Genomic DNA, 20005 nt, shown 5'->3' with positions numbered 1-20005 from the left:
CAGGACACACAGACGCGGCCCGTTGTCGAGAATGATGCGTGGTGGCTGGATTCTCGCAAACGGGCCGCCGTCTCGCGCTTCGGGGTGATCATTGCTGGGCGTGAACAAGCCTCCCAGGCTTGATCATCTTCGCCGCGAATTGTCGGTGGCCACCGGTAGAATGAATATCGGGGGCCGGAGGCATATCAAGATCATCGCCACGACTCGTCGAGCCCACCGCCCGAGGGACTCAGAGCGGAGAGAAGCGCGCTGTCCCGCAAGCGGCATCCCCACGAGGTCTCACGCACGGCTCAACCGATCAACCCGCGACCGGCTCCGACGGCGTCAGCGACCTGGGTCGCGATCGTCGTCCCGCGGCCGACTGGACCGCAAGGCGAGTTGCTCCCGTTGCCAGGCAGGGCGTTGAGCTTCGCCGGGCGCACGTCGGCGAAGCGGCTGCCATCGGTAGCGCGGTCGAACCGGTTTCGGTTGCCCGCGAACCCGGTCGCACGCGGCGGCGGAACGAACAGCGGAGGCCCACGCGCGCGGTGCGGGCGTGGGCCTCCGTCGGTTCCTGTGCGCGGTGGCGGTTACTCCTCGCCCGCGAAGTCTTCCTCGCCGCCGCCACCGTCGTCGCCGTCGAACATCTCGCCGAGGATCATGCCGCCGACGACGCCCGCCGCGACGCCGCCGATCACGCCGCCCATGCCGGGGCCGCGTCGCTGGCCGTGCTGACCGTATCCGGGCTGACCGTAGCCCTGCTGCCCGTAGCCGGGTTGTCCGTAGCCGGGTTGTCCGTACCCGGGCTGGCCGTAGCCGTGCTGCGGCTGGCCGTACCCGGGCTGGCCCCCGAACGCCGCGTTCGGCGCGCCGCCGCCGAAGGCGGGGTTGGCGGCGCCGCGTTCGACGACCTGCTCCAACCACTGGCCGATGAGCGGGGTCCAGTCGGTGGACTCGGCTTCCTGGTGGGGCATGGCGAAGCGACCGAAGACGTCACCGCCGCCGCCGAAGAAGCCGCCCCGGCGGTCGGCCTCGAGCACCACGTGCAGCTCGGTCGGCGTCGCCACGAAGGTGAGCTCCACCTGGTTGATCCGGCCCGCGACCTGCGGCGGCGCGTAGAACTCGAGCTCCTGGTAGCAGCCGAGCTGCTGCGGTACGCCCTGGATCCGCCCCGCCTCGACGTCGGCCTTGGCGAAGCGGAAACCGAGCTGCCCGAACGCGTCGAGCACCTTGTCCTGGGACGGCAGCGGGTGCACCTCGACCGGGTCTAGGTCGCCCTTGTCCGGCGCGCCCGCGATGACCAGCTCGGTGCGCAGACCGACGCTCATCCCCGGCAGGTGGCTGCCACCGACCGCGGTGATCGGCGTCTCCCACGGCAGCGGGAACTGGAACGGCACGTCGACGTTCTGGTTGGCCCGCACCGGAACCCGGTCCTGCACGACGACCCGCACGAGTTCACCGTTGCCGACCACCTCGTTGCCGCCGCGCTCCACCTCGACCCGGGTGACCAGCGACAACACGATCTGCCCGATCTCGACGTCGGCGCTCCCACCCTGGATGCGCACCCGCCCGGTGACCAGTTGCCCCGCCACCGCGTGCGGCGAGTCCAACACCGTGTCGACCGACGGACCACCGACTCCGAAAGCGGAGAGCATCCGTTTGAACATGAGGCCAAGTCCTCCTGATGAGCCACGAAAAGGGCAAATCCGACACTAGCACAACCGGACGATCACCCTCCGCGACCGTTTCCCGCGTGTCCGCGCCCGGTCCAGCGATGACACCCACCACAGCCCCTGTGAACGCGCGGTTCGCGATGCGGCCGGACTCCGTGCGGTGCGGACGATCCCCGTGGTCACCCGGCCACCCACGCGACATCAACAAGATCAACACTACCGGAGTCCGGGCGGGCGAGGTGCGCGACAGCGGGGAGACCGGACCGGTGGACGCGCCCCGACATCCGTTCCAGCCATTGTCCATTTCTCCGAATCAGCAAGTATTTCACCAGAATCGCCAGTGCGCGGTGAGCCGCGCGCCATCTCGGCCGTTCGTGTGGCGGTACGTCACAACATGATCGCGACCAGAGTGCCGCCACCGACGTGACCATGCAGGAGCAGCCTCCGAACTCACCGAACAAAATCCACCGAACCCGCCGAACCGGATGCGGCGGGCACGGGCGCCAGGCTAACCGTGTTCTCGGCGTTCAAACGCGAGTTCGCCGCGACAAGCTTGTTCACCGCGGTCGTGGCCGCGGTCTCGTCCCTCGGCGGTATATACGGCCAGGTATTCGCGATCGGCCCATGGGGCCTGGTGCTGGCACTCGGAACGATCCTCGTGCTCACCACCGCTTCGGCCGTCCGACGCGGTATGCGGAGCAACCAGATAACCAAGACCCAAGTGGCGTTCACCGCGGCCCTCCTGGTGGCCACGGTCCTGATCTTGCCGATCGCGGCGATCGCGCTCTTCACCTAGAAGGCGACCGAATCGTCCGCGGTGGCACCAATTCCCCCTTTGGTCAGCGAGTCGCCTGGACAAGTTCCCCCTTCCCGTTCGGCCGACCCGACGACACCCGGAGTGTCGAACCCGCCTGCCATATCCGGCACCCAGCCGGTCACGGTCGAGCAGACGACACCGTATTCACCGCCTGTTTCCGTTGTCCAGCCCGCCCCGGCCGGGCAGGCGGCACCGCATTCCACGGTCATGTCCGAGATTCCACCGCCAGCCCCCCGCGCCGCACCCGTACTTGCGGGCGACACCGGATACCCCAGGCGGGTGCAGCAGGCATGCCACACTCGCCGGTTCCGCGAACGGCGATTCCCGCGCCGCGGGAAAGGACCTCTGAGTGGTGTCCGAGTTGTTGGCCGCTCCGGAAACGGGAACAAGGACCACTTCTACGCGACAAGCAGGCTCCTCGACCGGTCGGTACCCGGTCGAGGAGCGCGGTCCGATCACCGCGGGCGCAACGCGTCTCCCAGGACCGCGCCCAGTGTGGGAGTCATCCGGGGAGACAGCACTTGGGCGTGTCGGCAGTCGAACGGGACGGCGGTGACGGTGCCCGTGGCGAAGTCGCGCCATTCGTCCGAGGCAGGGGTGTGGGTCAGTTCGAAGCCGGGTTCCGGGGTGGTGGCGTCGACCACGAGGATGTCGCCGTTGAAGACGGGGTATTCAGCGGTGGCGAGTAGCTGTTGGCCGGTCAGGTAGCTGATCACCACCGCCGCGATTGTCTCCGGGGTGAAGGACGCCATGATGTCGCCCCGAGCGCGGATGACCTCGACGGCCGATTCCATTGTCAGGTCGGCGGGGACCGGGTAGTCGAGGTCCGCGAGCAGGCCTTCCAAGGCGGCGGTCGCGTCGGCCGGAACCTCGTCCAACGCCGGGTCGAACTGGCGGGAGTCGAGCAGTGCCAGCAGGTCGACGGTCAGGCCCCGCCGCTGGAGGGCGCAGGCGACGAGGTGGGCCAGGTTGCCGCCGAAGGACCAGCCCACCAACCGGTACGGGCCGGTGGGGTGCAGGTGGATGATCTCCGCCACGTAGCGCTCGGCCAGGTCCGCCAAGGTGTCGAAACGCTCGGTCGGGGTGGTCAGCAGCGGCGACTGCAAGCCGTACAGGGGTACGCCGTCGGGGAGGTGGGGTTTCAGGGCCGCGAATTGCCAGGCCAAGCCACTCGCCGGGTGGAGGAAGAAGACCGGGGTCCCGGTGCCCGCGCGGAGCGGCAGGACCGGGGACAGGCCCTCATCCGGACCGGCCTCCGCGACCCGACGGGCCAGGGCGGCGACGGTGGAGGCGGTGAACAAGGCCGTGATGGGGAGGGTGACCCCGAGACGCGACTCGATGGCGGCGCTGAGGCGCACGAGGAGCAGCGAATGGCCGCCCAGCATGAAGAAGTCGTCGTCCACGCCTACCGAGGCCACACCCAGGACCTCAGCGAAGAGCGAGCAAAGGGCTTCCTCGGTGGGGGTCTGGGGCGCACGACCCTCGGACCGGGAACCGAAGTCCGGGGCAGGCAAAGCGCGGCGGTTGACCTTTCCGTTGTCGGTCAAGGGAAACGCGTCGAGTACGACGAAGGCCGACGGGACCATGTAGTCCGGCAGGCGAGAAGACGCGGCGGAACGCAGGGTCGCGGTGTCGATGGACCGGCCGGGCGCGGGGACCACATACCCGACCAGGCGCGCGTCGCGGGCGACCACGACCGCCCGCCCCACGGAGTCCACTTCGGACAAAGCAGACTCGACCTCGCCCAGTTCGATGCGGAACCCGCGCACCTTGACCTGGTCGTCGGCCCGGCCCAGGTACTCGAGTTCGCCCGCGGCGTTCCACCGGGCCAGGTCGCCGGTTCGGTAGAGGCGCCCCGCGCCGAAGGGGTTGGCCACGAAACGGGTGGACGTCAAACCCGGACGCCGGTGGTAGCCGCGGACGACTCCCTCACCGGCCAGGTAAAGCTCACCGACAACTCCCGCGGGCACCAGTCCGAGCCCACCGTCAAGAACATGGGCCTGCGTGGCCCGAATAGGCGCACCGATCACCACGCGCTCGTCGGTGACCTCGGCGGTGGTCGACCAGACCGTGGTTTCCGTTGGCCCGTAGAGGTTCACGACCCGATGTGCGCGGGTAGCGAGGGCGCTGGCCAGAGCGGAAGGCAGGGCCTCGCCACCGACCAACGCGGTCGTGTCGCCCAAGCCGGCACCCGCGTCGACGACGGCCTGCCACAAAGAAGGCGTGGCCTGCACGTACCCGGACAGGTGCGGTACCAGCAGCCGGGGGTCGAGGACCTCGTCCCTGGACGCCACCCGCACGGTCACCCCGCGCGTCAACGGCACCAGCAGCTCCAACACGGCGATGTCGAACGACAGCGTCGTGACCGCCAGCAACCGGTCCCCCGCCCCGAACCCGACGACCGCGCCCATGGCCTCCGCGAAGTTCGCCACGGCACCATGGGGCACGACCACGCCCTTGGGCCGCCCGGTCGACCCGGACGTGTAGATCACGTACGCCGGGCTCGCCGGAGCGGGCCACGCGACCGGGACGTCCCCGGACCACGAGTCGTCGAACGTCACCGTTTCCGCGACCGGGGGCAGCACCGCGCGCAACGCGGGGGTGGTCACCAAGAGCGCGGGCGAGGCGTCCTCGACCATGTACGCCAACCGGTCCGCCGGGTACTCCGGGTCCAGCGGCAGGTACGCCGCCCCCGACCGCAGCACGGCCAGCATCGCGACGACCATGTCCGTCGACCGGGGCAACGCCAGCGCCACGATCCGCTCCGGGCCCGCGCCGCGCCTGGTCAGCTCCCCGGCCAGCGCGGAGGCGCGGGCCACCAGCTCGGCGTAGGTCACCGAGCCGTCGGCGGCGGTGACCGCGACGGCCGTGGGGGTGCGCGCGGCCTGGGCGAAGATCGACTCGATGACCGTGGTGGCCACGGCGGGTGCGTCGGGGAACGCCAGCAGGTCCCGCCGCTCCCCCGCCGACAGCAGGTCGACGGCGGAGACCGGCAGCGCGGGGTCGGCCGCGACCGCCTCCACCAGCCGCACGAGGCGGGTGGCCAGCAGGGATGCCGTGGCACGGTCGAACAGGTCGTCGGCGTACTCGACGGTGCCGGAGATGCCGTCGGCCAGTTCGGTGAAGGTGAACGTCAGGTCGAAGCGAGCCGTCGTCACCTCGGCGACCTGCGCCGCGGTCGAGACGCCGGGCAGGCCGAGGTCGCGGTCATCGGCGTCGTGGAACACGACCAGCGTCTGGAACAGCGGGTGCCGCCCCATCGACCGGGTCGGGTTGAGGATCTCCACAAGGCGCTCGAACGGCACGTCCTGGTGCGCGTAGGCGGCCAGGTCGGTCTCCCGGACACGGCCGAGCAGCTCGGCGAACGACGGGTCACCGGAGACGTCCGTCCGCAGCACCAGCGTGTTCAGGAAGAACCCGACCAGCTCATCCAGCGCCTCGTCGGTGCGGCCCGCGATGGGGGAACCGAGCGGGATGTCCGTGCCCGCGCCCAGTCGCGAGAGCAGGGCTGCGACGGCGGCTTGGGCGGTCATGAACAGGGTCGCGCCAGAGGCGCGGGCCGCCGATCGGAGCCCGCGCAGCGCGTCGCCGCTCAGGTCGAACCGCACCTCGCCGCCACGGTAGGAGGCGATGGCCGGACGTGGTCGGTCGGCGGGCAGTGCCAGCTCCTCCGGCATGCCCGCGAGCGCCGAGCGCCAGTGGTCGACCTGGGTCGACACGACGCTCGTCGGGTCGTCTTCCGAGCCGAGGAGTTCCCGCTGCCACAGCGCGTAATCGGCGTACTGCACGGGCAGCGGTGTCCACTCCGGACGCGTGCCGGACCGTCGAGCCGAGTACGCGGACGCCAGGTCGCCCAACAGCGGCGCGGTCGACCACTCGTCGGCCGCGATGTGGTGCACCAGCAGCACCACCACGGACTCCTCGGCGGAGAGCCGGAACAGCCACACCCGCAGGGGAATCTCGGCGGACAGGTCGAATCCGTACTCGACCGCCGCCGCGACCAGGGAATCCACGTCCGAGCCCGCGTCCGCCACCTCGAACGGAACGTCTACATCAGACAAAATCCGCTGGTACGGCACGCCGTCCCACACCGGGAACACCGTCCGCAGGCTCTCGTGCCGCCCCGCGATATCCCGCAGCGCCAACCGGAACGCGTCGGCATCGACCTCGCCGCGCAGCCGCGCGGTCAGCGGGATGTTGTAGGTCGAACTCGGCCCTTCCATCCGGAACAGGAACCACAGCCGCTGCTGCGCGAACGACAGCGGCAACCGCTCCGGCCGCTCCCGCCGGGTCAGCGCGGGCCGCGCGACCCCGGACAGGGGAAGCCGCGACACCAGACCCGCGACGGTCGGCGCCTCGAACACGTCCCGAATGGTCGGCTCGACACCGAGAACCGTCCGCACACGACTCACCAGCTTCGTCGCCAGCAGCGAATGGCCGCCCAGCGCGAAGAAGTTGTCGTCGGAGCCGACGGAGTCCACCCCGAGCAGGTCCGCGAAGATCCCCGCGACCAGCTCCTCGCGCGGCGAGCGCGGCGCCCGCCGGTCACCTGTCTCCAGCACCGGCTCGGGCAGCGCCCGCCGGTCCACCTTCCCGTTGGCGGTGATGGGCAACGCGTCCAGTTCCACGAACGCCGAAGGCACCATGTATTCCGGCAGCGTGTTCTTCGCCCACTCCCCCAGGTCCGCGACCGGACCCTCGGGAACCACATACGCGGCAAGGTAAGCGCTTCCGGTGGGTGTGTGCCGGGTGGTCACCACCGCCGAACGGACGCCAGGGTGCGACAGGAGCGCGGCCTCGACTTCTTCCAGTTCGAGCCGCATTCCCCGGATCTTGACCTGGTTGTCCGCGCGCCCGACGAAGTCGAGCGTGCCATCCCCCGCCCAGCGCACCAGGTCGCCGGTGCGGTAGAGCCGTCCGTCACCGAACGGGTTCGCGACGAAGCGCGCGGCGGTCAGGTCCGGGCGGTTCACATAGCCCCGACCGAGCAGGTACCCGCCGACGTACAGTTCGCCCGCGACACCCGGGGGAACCGGGTTGAGCGCGTCGTCGAGCACGTAGAGCCGGGTGTTCGGGTTGGGACCGCCGATCGAGGTGGCCATGCGGTCGGAACCCTCACGGTAGACCACGTGCGAGACGCCGATGGTGGTCTCGGCGGGACCGTAACCGTGGTACATCGTGGTGTCGAGCGCGGCGCGGAACCGGTCGAACAGCTCCGGGGTCAGCACTTCGCCACCGCACCAGACGTGCCGCAGGCCGCGCAGGGAATCGGTGCCGCGGCCGAGTTCGAGCAGCGCGTCGAGCATCGAGGACGGCAGGTAGACGAAGGTGATGCCCTCGTCGTCGATGAGGTCGAGCAGGTAGCGGGGGTCGCGTTCGCCGCCCGGTTCGGCGATCACCACGCGACCGCCGGTGACCAGCGGCAGCAGGATCTCGTTGACCGAGATGTCGAACGACAGCGGCGCCTTGAACAGCGACGCGTCACCCCGGCCGAAGCCGAGCAGCCCGCTCTGCCACACCAGGCGCGCGCAGATGGCCTCGTGGCGGATCATCGCGCCCTTCGGCGCGCCGGTCGACCCGGAGGTGAACATGACGTAGGCGAGCTGCGTGCCCAGCGCCGGAACCGCTGGGGCAACGGGGTTCCCGCCGAAAGCCCAGCGTCCCAGGTCGACGGCCAGAGTGTCCGCGGATTCCGGCACCCCGCCAGGACCGGTCACGGTCAGCACCGCACCCGAATCGCGCAGCACGCTCTCGCGTCGAGCCCGCGGCCAAGTCGGGTCGAGCGGCACGAACGCGCCGCCCGCGCGCAGGATGGCCAGCAGCGACACGACCATTTCCGCACCACGCGGCAGCCCGATGGCGACGACCCGCTCGGCCCCGACGCCGCGCTCCCGCAGTTCCCCGGCAAGCTGTCCCACCAGCACGTCCAAGTCCCGGTAGGACAGACGGGCGTGGCCGGACACCAGCGCGATCTCGTGGGGGAACTCGGCGAACGCGGACGCGAGCAGTTCCGGCAGGGACCGCTCGACTTCCGGTTCCGCCGTGTCGTTCCACGTCCGCAGCACCAGTTCGCGCTCGTCCTCGGACAGCAGTTCCACGCGCCGGATCGGCCGACCGGGGTCGGCGGCGACGGCCGCGAGCAGCCGCACCAGGCGGTCCGCGAGGTCGACGATCGTCGCCCGGTCGAACAGGTCCGTGGCGTACTCGATCGCGCCGACCATGCCGCCGGGCACGTCCGCCAGCCCGAAGGACAGGTCGAACGTGGCGGTGGTGGTCGCGACGTCCGCGGCCTCGGTCCGGGTGCCGGGCAGGCCCAGGTCGGCCTCCTCCAGGCCGGTGTGCGTGACCATGACGTGGAACAGCGGGTGGCGAGCCATCGACCGGGTCGGGTTCAGGATCTCCACCAGCCGCTCGAACGGCACGTCTTGGTGCGCGTAGGCCGCCAGGTCGGTCTCCCGGACGCGGCCCAGCAACTCCACGAACGACGGGTCACCGGAGACGTCCGTCCGCAGCACCAACGTGTTCACGAAGAAGCCCACGAGCCGGTCGAGGTTCTGGTCGGTGCGCCCCGCGATCGGCGTGCCGAGCGGGATGTCGTCCCCACCCCCGAGCCGGGACAGCAACGCGGCGACAGCGGCCTGCACGACCATGAACACCGTGACGCCGTGGTCCCGCGCCACCTCGCGCAACGACGAAGCGACGTCGGACGGCACCTCGAACCGGACGTCGTCGCCCCGGTAGGAAGCCACGGCGGGTCGGGGCCGGTCCAGCGGGAGCGCGATCTCGTCCGGCGCGCCGGCGAGCGCGTCCCGCCAGTAGGCGACCTGCCGGGACACCAGGCTCGCGGGGTTGTCCTCGGAACCCAGCAGTTCCCGCTGCCACAGGGCGTAATCGCCGTACTGCACGGGAAGGTCAGCCCAGTCGGGACCGACGCCCCGCTTGCGCGCCGAGTACGCCTCGCCCAGGCCGCCCAGCAGCGGCGCGGTCGACCACTCGTCCGCGGCGATGTGGTGCACGAGCAGCACGACGACCGAGTCGTCCGCGGACACCCGGAACAGCCAGGCCCGCACGGGGATCTCGGTGGCCAGGTCGAACGCGTACCCGGTGGCGTCCTGGACTTCCGCACCGACCTTGTCGGCGGTGGTGCCGATCTCGGTCAGCTCGACGTCCACATCGGACAAGATCCGCTGGTAGGCCACACCGTCGTGGTCGGGGAACACCGTGCGCAGGCTCTCGTGCCGCCCCACGACGTCCCGCAGCGCGAGCCGCAGGGCGTCCGCGTCGACCGCGCCCCTGAGCCGTGCGACGAACGGGATGTTGTTGGTGGCGCTGGGGCCTTCCATGCGGAACAGGAACCACAGCCGCTGCTGCGCGAACGACAGCGGCAGCCGCTCCGGCCGCGCCCGCCTGACCAGGGCGGCCCGGACCTCGTCGTCGCCCGCCGTGACGAGGGCGGCGATGCCCGCGACCGTGCGGGCCGTGAACACGTCCCGGATCGCCAGCTCGGCGCCGAGCGTGGCGCGGACGCGGGAGACGAGCCGGGTGGCCAGCAGCGAGTGCCCGCCGACGGCGAAGAAGTCGGCGTCGGCCCCGACCTCGGGCAGCCCCAGCACCTCGGCGAACAGCGCGGCGACGATCTCCTCGGCGGGTGTGCGCACCCGGCCGCCCGCGAGCGCGGCGAGGTCCGGTGCGGGCAACGCCTTCCGGTCGACCTTGCCGTTGGGCAGTGTCGGGAACTCCGCGAGGACCACCACGACCGCCGGGACCATGTGTTCGGGCAGGCGTTCCGCCAGCCGTGCCCGCAGCGCCCGGCCATCCGGTGCCGTGTCGGGCGCGGCCACCACGTAGCCGACGAGTTGCTCGTCGCGCACCACGACGACCGCGGCGGCCACCGACTCCTCTGCGGTCAGCGCCGCTTCGACCTCGCCCGGCTCGATCCGGAACCCGCGCACCTTCACCTGGTCGTCGACGCGCCCCAGGAACTCCAGCCCGCCCGGGGTCCGGCGCACCAGGTCGCCGGTGCGGTAGAGCCGTCCGCCGCCGAACGGGTTGGCGACGAACCGGGACGCGGTCAGCCCGGGCTGACCGAGGTACCCGCGCGCCAACCCGGGCCCACCCAGGTACAGCTCGCCCGGCACACCGGCGGGCACCAGCCCGAGCGTCCGGTTGACGACGTAGGCGGTCGAGTTCGCCACCGGGTCACCGATGACGACCTCGGCACCCACCACGGGTGCGAACACGGCATCCACAGTGGACTCGGTCGGGCCGTAGAAGTTGAACGCCGCCACGTCCGCGGCGGCCAACCGCGCCCACAGCGCGGCTCCCACGGCCTCGCCGCCGGTTCCCACGACCGTGAGTCCGGTCTCCAGAAGACCTTCGTCGACCAGCCGGGTCAGCAGGGCGGGCGCGGCGTCGACGTACCCGATCCCCCGCGACCGGACGTGCGCGACGAGCGCGGCCGGGTCGGTGGTGAGGTCGGGGCCCGCCAAGTGCAGTTCGTGTCCGGCCAGCAGCCAGAGCAACCCGTCGACCGAAGCGTCGAACGAGAAGGACGCGGCGTTGAGCACCCGCAGCCGTTCGGACGGCATGACAGCAGCGCGATGCGAAGCGAGAAGGTTGGCCACACCGCTGTGCTCGACGACAACCCCCTTCGGCCTGCCCGTCGAACCGGAGGTGTAGATGACGTACGCGGCGCCGGAAGTGCCTTCGAGCGCGAACGTCTCCCCGGTCGCACCCGGCAGGCCGTCCGGCCCCAGGACGACCCCGGGCGCCGCGTCCTCGACCATGAACGCGATGCGCTCGGCCGGGTAGCCCGGGTCCAGCACGAGGTATGCCGCGCCCGCCCGCCAGGTCGCGAGGATCGCCGCGACCAGTTCGGCCGACGAGGGCAACGCCAACCCGACGACGTCCCCGGCGCGCACCCCTTGTCCCACGAGGTGAGCCGCGATCTCGCCGGACCGCGCGACCAGTTCCGCGAACGTCAGCGACCCGTCCGGCCCGACCACCGCGACCGCGTCGGGCGTCGCGGCGGCCTGCCGCGCGAACACCTCCAGCACGGGCTCGACCGGGACTTCCCGGCCCTCCAGCCCGCCACCGCCGGCCAGCCACAGGCCGCGCACCGAGGAGTCGGGGTCCGTTGCCAGGGCGCGCAACGCGGTCCGCAGCCCGTCCGCGAGCCGGGTGACCAGGTCCCGGTCGAGCGCGTCCGGTCGGTACTCCAGGGACAGGTCGAGGACCTCGCCGAAGTCGGCGGTGAGCGTCAGGGGGAAGTCGGTGGCGTCCGTGCCGGAGACACCCTTGACCCGCAGGCCCGCCGCCGCCTCGGCGGCACCGAGCGCGTCGGTGTCCACGGGGAAGCTCTCGAACACGGTCAGGCTGTCGAACAGCTCGGGCAGCCCCGTGCCCCGGGTGATGTCGGTGAGCCCGAGGTGCTGGTGGTCGAGCAGCGCGGACTGCTCGGTCTGCACCCGCCGCGCGGCCTGGCCCAGGCTTTCGCGGGGGTCCAGCCGCACCCGCACGGGCACGGTGTTGATGAACAGCCCGATCATCGACTCGACACCGGGCAGGTCCGCCGGTCGACCGGACACGGTCGCGCCGAACACCACGTCCTCGCGGCCCGACATCCGGGCCAGGGTGAGGCCCCAGGCGAACTGGATGGCCGTGTTCAGCGTGATGCCCAGCGCGCGGATGGTCGCGACCAGCGCCTCGGACAGCTCCCGGCCGGTCTCGACGTCGACGTTCTCCGGCCGCACGGCGGTCGTCTTGGCCGCCGCGCCCGCGACGAGCGTCGGCTCGTCGACACCGGCCAACGCCGCGCCCCAGGCGGCCCCGGCGGCCTGGCTGTCCTGAGTGGACAACCAGGACAGGTAGTCGGAGAACGGCTTGGCCCTGGGCAGCCGGACGCCGCCGTAGAGCTGGAGGAGTTCCTGCCCCAGCAGCGGGGTGGACCAGCCGTCGAGCAGCACGTGGTGGTTGGTGATCACCAGGTGGTGCGCGCCGTCGTCGGTGCGCACGAGCAGGAACCGGATCAGCGGTGCGGCCAGCGGGTCGAACCGGGTGTCGCGGTCCTGCGCCACCAGCGCGTCGAGGTCACCGGACGCCTCCCGCCACGGCGCGCGCACATCGTCGAGCACGAGTTGCGCCGACCGGCCGGACGACAGCGTGTGGAAGCGGACCCGCAGGCCGGGGTGCCGGTCGAGCAGCGCGTCGGCGGCGGCGCGCAGGCGTGCGGCGTCGACCGGTCCGTCGAGGTGCAGGACGGTCTGGACGGTGTACACGTCCTCGTCGGAGTCGTCGAGGCCGGCGAGGAACAGCAGCCCCTGCTGCAACGGCGACAGCGGCCAGACGTCGGCCAGCGCGGGCTCGGCGGCCTGGAGCGCGTCGACCTCGGCCTGCTCCAGCGCGACCAGCGGGAAGTCCGACGGCGTGCGCCCGCCCCGGGCGCCGACGAGGTCGGTCAGCGCGGCGAACCAGTGGTCGCCGAGCGCGCGGATGTCCGCCTCGGTGAAGACGCCGTCCGGCCACGTCCAGTCGACGGTCAGCACCGGACCGCCGACACCGTCCACTGTGGTCACGTCGATCTGGAGCGCGTGGTCGAGCGGCAGGCCGGGGTCCGCGCCGCCGCCGATCCCCGCGTCGACCGGTTCCCACGGGCCGGGCGCGGCCTCGCCGGTGCCGAACCGGCCGAGGTAGTTCAGCACGACCTCGGGCCCGCCCCGCGTGGCCAGGCGCGCGGCGGTGTCCGGGTTGAGGTGGCGCAGCAGGCCGAAGCCGGTGCCGTCGCCCGGGGTGGCGCGCAGGGTTTCCTTGACCCGCTTGAGGGTCGCGGCCGGGTCGGTCGGGACGATGCCGGCGAGCCGGACCGGGTGCGTGCTGGTGAACCAGCCGACCGTGCGGTGCAGGTCGGCGCCGTCTACCCGGGTCTCGTCGCGACCGTGGCCTTCGCGGTCGACCAGCAGCGCGGTGCGGCCGGGGTGCAGCCGGGCGACGGCGACGGCGAGCCCGGCGAGCAGGACGTCGTCGACGCGGGCGCGGAACCGGTCGAGCACGGTGGTGAGCAGCGGCCCGGTGACTGCGGGCGGCAGTTCGGCGCGGTGGGTGCGCGCGGTGGCGATGACGTCGGTGCGCGGGTCGAGCCGACGGGCGCCGAGCGGCTCCTCCTCGGTGAGCACCGCGAGCCAGTGGTCGAGTTCGGCGGTGTTCTCGGCCGCCTCGACCAGCCCGGTGGCCCAGCGCCGGAACGACGTGCCGACCGGCTGGAGGTCTTCGCCCCGGTAGGCGGCGACGAGGTCGGGTAGCAGGATCCGCCAGGACACGCCGTCGACGACCAGGTGGTGCGCGACCACAGCGACGACTCCGCGCTGCCGCAGCCACACCACGCGGAACACGACCCCGGCGCTTGGGTCCAGTTCGTCCAGCACGGCGTCGACGTCACCGTCGTCGACGACTCGGACGACGTCGGCGGCGCCTGGCGGGGCGATGAGCAGCCCGTCGTCGGTGAGTCGGGCGCGCAGGACGTCGTGGGTGTCGACGAGCTTGGCCACCGCGGCGGCCAAGCGGTCCGCGGTGAGGTCGGCAGCCGCGGTCAGCACCTGGACCTGGGCGTACCGGTTGATCGGGCCGCCCGCGTCGAGCAGTTCCCGCATGATCGGGGTGAACGGCACGAGCCCGATGGCCGCCCCCGCCTCCTCGACGACCGGGGCCGTGTCGGGGGCGGCGATCGCGGCCAGCGCGGCGACCGTGCGCTGCTCGAACACGTCACGCGGGGACAGCCGGAGCCCGGCCGCGCGGGCGCGGCTGACGAGCTGGATTGACACGATGCTGTCGCCGCCGAGGGTGAAGAAGTCGTCGTCGACCCCGACCGCGGGCAGACCGAGGACGCGGGCGACGAGGTCGAGCAGGACCGACTCGGCGGGGGTCCGCGCGGCGCGGCCCGCGGTGGCGAGACCGGCGAAGTCGGGGGCGGGCAGGGCCTTGCGGTTGACCTTGCCGCTGGGCAGGGTCGGCAGCTCGTCGAGTACGACGAACGCGGCGGGCACCATGTGGTCGGGCAGCACGGCCGCCGCGTGCGACCGCGCATGGTCGGCGTCGGCGCCCACGAGGTACGCGACGAGCCTGCCGTCGCGGACCACGACGACCGCGTGCCGCGAGATCTCCGCCAGCACGGCCTCGACCTCGCCGAGTTCCACCCGGAAACCGCGGATCTTGACCTGGTCGTCGGCGCGCCCCAGGTACTCCAGCTCGCCCGCGGCGGTCCAGCGCACGAGGTCGCCGGTGCGGTAGAGCCTGCCGTCGCCGAACGGGTTGGCCACGAGCCGGGTCGCGGTCAGGCCAGGTCGGTTGAGGTAGCCGCGCGCCACGTGCGGCCCGGCCAGGTACAGTTCTCCCGCCACACCGGGCGCGACCCGCGACAGCGCGGTGTCGAGCACGTACGCGGCGCAGTTGGCCAGTGGCGTGCCGATGACGACGTCGGTCCCCCGGACCTCGCCCGCCACACCGTCCACGGTGAACTCGGTCGGGCCGTAGGCGTTGAACGCCTCGACCGGTGCCTCCGCGAGCCGCGCCCACAGCGCGGGCCCGATGGCCTCCGCTCCGGTGCCGACGACCCGGATCCCGGACTCCAGGAGCCCGTCCTCGACGAGTTGGGTCAGCAGCGTGGGTGTGGTGTCGATGAAGCCGACGCCGTTCGCGCGGATGTACTCGACCAGCGCGGCGGAATCGCGCACCAGCTCGGCGGAGACGATGTGCGCGGGGTGCCCGGCCAGGAACCAGACGATCGGGTCGAGCGAGCCGTCGAAGGAGAACGACGCGGTGTGCAGCGCCGACACCGGCCGCATGACCGTGGCGCGGTGCGCGGCCAGCAGGTTCAGCAGGCTCCGGTGCTCGACGACCACGCCCTTGGGCCGTCCGGTCGACCCCGAGGTGAAGATCATGTACGCGGCGCCGTCGACCGGCGCGGGGGTGAACGGCGCGGACATGTGCGGTTCGACCGCGTCCAGCACGACGACCGGGTCGGCGTCCTCGAGCATGAGCCGCAGCCGCTCCGCGGGGTAGGTCGGGTCGACCGGCAGGTAGACGCCTCCGGCCTTCCAGATCCCCAGCATGGCAACGAAAACGTCGACCGAGCGCGGCAGCTTCGACACCACAACGCGTTCCCGCGCGACCCCCTGGGCGCGCAGCCACCCGGCGAGGTGGTCAGCGCGCTCGTCGAGTTCGGCGAAGGTCAGCGCGCGGGTGCCGTCGGTCACCGCGAGTCCGTGCGGGTCGGCCGCGACGGCGGCGGCGAAGGTGTCCAGCACCGAGGTTTCCGGCACCGCGAGGACCGGCCCCCGCTCGGCCGCGCGGACCGCCGCGCGCTCCACATCGGACTGGAGGTCGAGGGCGCGGACCGGGACGGAGGCGTCGGCGGTGAACGCGGTGAGGGCGGTGACGAGGCGTTCGGCGATCCGGGTCGCGGTCGCGGCGTCGACGACGTCGGGCCGGTGGTCGAGCCACACCTCAAGGCCTTGGGACGCCTCGGCGGTCAGGGTGATCGGGTAGTTGGTGTCGTCGGTGCCGTCCGCGCCCAGCACGCGCAGTCCGGCGGCGCTTTCCGCGCGGCCCAGCGCCTCGGTGTCGACCGGGTAGCTCTCGAACACGGTGATGGTGTCGAACAGCTCGGTCAGGCCGGTGTGCCGCTGCACGCGGGACAGGCCGACGTACTGGTGGTCCATGACCCGCGCCTGTTCGGCCTGCACGCGCGCGAGGAACTGCCCCACGGACTCGGCCGGGTCGAGCCGGATCCGCACGGGCAGGGTGTTGATGAACAGCCCGATCATCGACTCGACCCCGGGCAGGTCCGCCGGGCGGCCGGACACGGTCGCGCCGAACACCACGTCGTCGCGGCCCAGTTGGCGGGCGAGGGCGAGCCCCCAGGCCGCCTGCACCAGGGTGTTGACCGTGACCCGCAGTTCACGGGCCACCGCGCTCAACCGCGCCGCCAGGTCGGCGGAGATCTCGACCGGCACCCGCGCGGTCAGCGACCCGGAGTTCGACGCCCCCGGCGGGCCGACCAGCGTCGGCTCGGTGACGCCGTCCAGCGCCTGGGCCCAGGTCTTCTCCGCGACCTCCTTGTCCTGTTTGGACAGCCAGACCAGGTAGTCGCGGAAGGAGCGGACGCGGCGCAGACCGGAGGCGTCGCCGCGGGCGCCGTAGATCTCGAACAGCTCGCCGAGCAGCAGCGGGGTGGACCAGCCGTCGAGCAGGATGTGGTGGTTGGTAACCAGCAGCCGGTGCCTGCCGTCGCCGACCTCGGCCAGCAGGAACCGGACCAGCGGCGGCACCGCGAGGTCGAACCGGGTGGCGCGGTCGCGCTCCAGCACCGCCGCCCAGTCCCGCTCCACGTCGTCGGAACCGGTGAGGTCGATCTCGGTCCACGGCAGCGGCGCGCGCGCCACGATGAGCTGGACCGGCTGGTCGGCCTCCTCGGTGGAGAAGCACGCGCGCAGGCCCGGGTGGCGGCGCAGCAACGCGGTGGCGGACTCGCGCATCAGCTCGGCGTCGAGGTCGCCTTCGATGGCCAGCACCGTCTGCACGGTGTAGATGTCCACTCCGGACTCGTCGTAGCCGGAGAGGAACAGCATCCCCTCCTGCAACGGGGAGAGCGGCCAGATGTCCTGTAGACCCGCGCGGCTCACGGGGTCCTCCATTTCGCCTCGAAGCGGTCGATCTGCTCCTGGGCGAGCCCCGGGATCAGCAGGTCCGATGGGGTGAGTCCGCCCGCGCCGGACTCGGCGCCGTGGTCGGCGAGCGCGCGCAGCGCCCCGGCCACGCACACGGCCAGGTCGCGGACGTCGCGCTCGTCGAACAGCGCGTCGGGGAAGGTCCAGTCGAAGCGCAGTTCCAGCCCGTCCACTGTGGTCACGTCGACCTGGAGGGCGTGGTCGGCGGGCAGGTCGGCGTCGGCGCCGCCGCCGATGCCCGGCCGCACGGACCAGGCGCCGTCCGCGGTGCGGGAGTCGAAGCGGCCCAGGTAGTTGAACAGGAGCTGCCTGCGGCCGGTGAGGGCCGGGGCGGTGTCGGGGTTGAGGTGGCGCAGCAGGCCGAAGCCGGTGCCCTCGCCGGGGACGGCCCGGACCTGCTCCTTGACGAGCTTGAGCGCGGTGCCCGCCTCGGGGCCACCCGCGAGCGCGTCGGCGAGGTCGACCTCGCCGACGTCGAGGCGGACGGGGTGCACGCTGGTGAACCAGCCGACCGTGCGGTGCAGGTCGGCGCCGGGCACGGCGTCCTCGTCGCGGCCGTGCGACTCGAGGTCGATGGTGACCGCGGGCCGGTCGAGGCCGTGGTAGCGCTTGGACCAGCGGGCGAGGCCGAGCGCGAGCCCGGTGAGCAGGACGTCGTCGACCTCGGCGTGGAAGAGGTCCGGGACGGGGCCGAGCAGCGGCTCGGCGGTGTCGGCGTCGACGGTCGTGGTGACGCGGCGCAGCGTGGACACGGTGTCGACGCGCGGGTCGAGCGGCCGGGCGCCGAGCGGGGCGTCCGCGCCCGCGACGGCGGCGGTCCAGTGCGCGAGTTCGGCCAGCCGCTCGGCGCTGCGGGCGTTCTCGACCAGCCCTTCGGCCCAGCGGCGGAACGAGGTGCCGACCGGTTCCAGATCGCGGCCCTCGTAGGCGGCGGCCAGGTCCGGCAGCAGGATCCGCCAGGAGACGCCGTCGACCACGAGGTGGTGGGCGGCGAGGACGAGCGATCCGGTCTTGGGGAACCAGGCGACGCGGAAGACGCTGCCCGCGCGGGGGTCGAGGTCGTCGAGCACCGAGTCGACGTCAAGGGTGTCGGACTCGACCACGCGGACCTCGGGGGTGACCGCCCCGGGCTCGCCGACGAGCAGGCCGTCCCCGGTGAGGCGGGCGCGTAGGATGTCGTGGGTGTCGAGGAGCTTCCCGACCGCCGCGGTCAGCCGGTCGACCGCCAGGTCCGCAGGTGCGGTGACGACCTGGACCTGGGCGTAGCGGGTGATCGGGCCGCCCGCGTCGAGCAGGTCGCGCATGATCGGGGTGAGCGGCACCAGGCCGACGCCCGCGCCCGCGGCCTCGGCGGTGGGCTTGTCGGTCTCGGCGACCAGCGCGAGCGCGGCCACGGTCCGCTGCTCGAACACATCGCGCGGGGAGAACCGGAGCCCTTCCGCGCGGGCCCGGCTGACGAGCTGGATCGACACGATGCTGTCGCCACCGAGGGCGAAGAAGTCGTCGTCCACGCCGACCGACGGCAGGCCGAGCACGGCGAGGAACAGGCGTCGCAGCACGGACTCGGACTCGGTCGTGGCCGCGCGGTCGGAGACCAGGGCGGCGAAGTCCGGGGCGGGCAGGGCGGTGCGGTCGACCTTGCCGCTGGGCAGGGTCGGGAACTCGTCGAGGACGACCACGGCGGCGGGCACCATGTGGTCGGGCAGCGCGGCGGCGGCCTTCGCGCGGACGGACTCGGTGTCGCCTTCGGTGACGTAGGCGACCAACCGGCCGTCGCGCACGACGACGACCGCGTGCCCCAGGACGGTCTCGATCTCGCCGAGTTCGACGCGGAACCCGCGGATCTTGACCTGGTTGTCCGCGCGGCCGAGGAACTCCAGGCCGTCGTCGGCCCAGCGGGCGAGGTCGCCGGTGCGGTACAGGCGGCCGTCGCCGAAGGGGTTGGCGACGAACCGGGACGCGGTCTGGCCGGGCTGGTTGAGGTAGCCGCGCGCCAGACCGGGCCCGCCGACGTACAGCTCGCCGACGGCACCCGGCGGGACGAGCCCGAGGGTCGCGTCGAGCACGTGGACGACCGTGTTGGCGACCGGGCGTCCGATGACGACCGCGCCTCCCGCGATCGGCGCGACCAGTGCGTCCACTGTGGACTCGGTGGGGCCGTAGAAGTTGAACGCCGCGACGTCCGCCGCCGCGAGCCGCGACCAGAGCGCGGGGCTCACGGCCTCACCGCCGGTGCCGACGACGGTCACGCCGGTGTCCAGGAGGCCGTCGTCGACGAGCTGGGTCAGCAGCGCGGGGGCGGCGTCGACGTAGCCGATCCCGTGGGCGCGGGTGTAGTCGACGATGGCGCGGGAGTCGCCGGTCAGGTCCGGTCCGGCGACATGCGTCTCGTGTCCGGCCAGCAACCAGAGCAGCGGGTCGAGGGAGGCGTCGAAGGAGAACGACGACAGTTGCAGCGCCTTGCCAGGCCGCATGACCGACGCGTGGTGCGACGCGAGGAGGTTCACCAGCCCCGCGTGCTCGACCACGACGCCCTTGGGCCGTCCGGTCGAGCCGGATGTGAAGATCACGTACGCGGCGCCGCCGACCGGGCCGGGGGTGAACTCCTGGGTCGAGAGGTCGATCGCGTCGAGGTCGATGCCGTCGTGGTCGACGGCCGCGATGGTGAGGGTGACCTTGGGGTTGGCCTGCTCGACCATGTACCGCAAGCGATCCGCCGGGTACTCGGGGTCGAGCACGACATACGCCGCGCCCGCCCGCCACACGCCGAGGATCGCCGCGACCAGGCCTGCCGACGGCGGCAGCGCCAGCGCCAC

General features: G+C 72.4%; 4 protein-coding genes (1 of these 4 cut by a window edge). 1 reads left to right on the top strand and 3 read right to left on the bottom strand.

What is annotated here, in order from left to right; translation table 11 throughout:
* Positions 1-569: 569 nt before the first annotated feature.
* A complete protein-coding gene (locus tag CLV40_RS31250; protein ID WP_104482604.1) occupies positions 570-1646 on the bottom strand; it encodes a sporulation protein in 1077 nt (358 codons plus the stop codon).
* A gap of 520 nt (positions 1647-2166) precedes the next feature.
* Here CLV40_RS31250 and CLV40_RS31245 point away from each other — a divergent pair.
* Positions 2167-2448: a hypothetical protein gene (locus tag CLV40_RS31245; protein WP_104482603.1), complete on the top strand. Its 282-nt coding sequence runs from the start codon at positions 2167-2169 to the stop codon at positions 2446-2448.
* 476 nt (positions 2449-2924) lie between these two features.
* On the opposite strand, the gene CLV40_RS31240 is transcribed toward CLV40_RS31245, so the two are convergent.
* Together CLV40_RS31240 and CLV40_RS31235 are read right to left on the bottom strand one after the other, a co-directional pair.
* A complete protein-coding gene (locus tag CLV40_RS31240; protein ID WP_181043850.1) occupies positions 2925-17144 on the bottom strand; it encodes a non-ribosomal peptide synthetase in 14220 nt (4739 codons plus the stop codon).
* A protein-coding gene (locus CLV40_RS31235) for a non-ribosomal peptide synthetase (protein WP_104482601.1) crosses the window boundary here: on the bottom strand, positions 17141-20005 show its 3' end. 5823 nt of this gene lie beyond the right edge of the window; 2865 of the gene's 8688 nt are visible here — the last part of the coding sequence; its start codon lies off the right edge, out of view; its stop codon occupies positions 17141-17143. The genes CLV40_RS31240 and CLV40_RS31235 overlap by 4 nt, the downstream gene beginning before the upstream one ends.

This window comes from Actinokineospora auranticolor (genome assembly GCF_002934265.1).
Lineage (GTDB): Bacteria > Actinomycetota > Actinomycetes > Mycobacteriales > Pseudonocardiaceae > Actinokineospora > Actinokineospora auranticolor.
Note: the sequence above shows the minus strand (reverse complement) of the source record. Positions and strands in the feature narration are given on the sequence as shown.

Coding starts and splice junctions, on each gene's coding strand:
- CLV40_RS31250 (WP_104482604.1), bottom strand. CDS start 1,646: ATGTTCAAACGGATGCTCTCCGCTTTCGGAGTCGGTGGTCCGTCGGTC.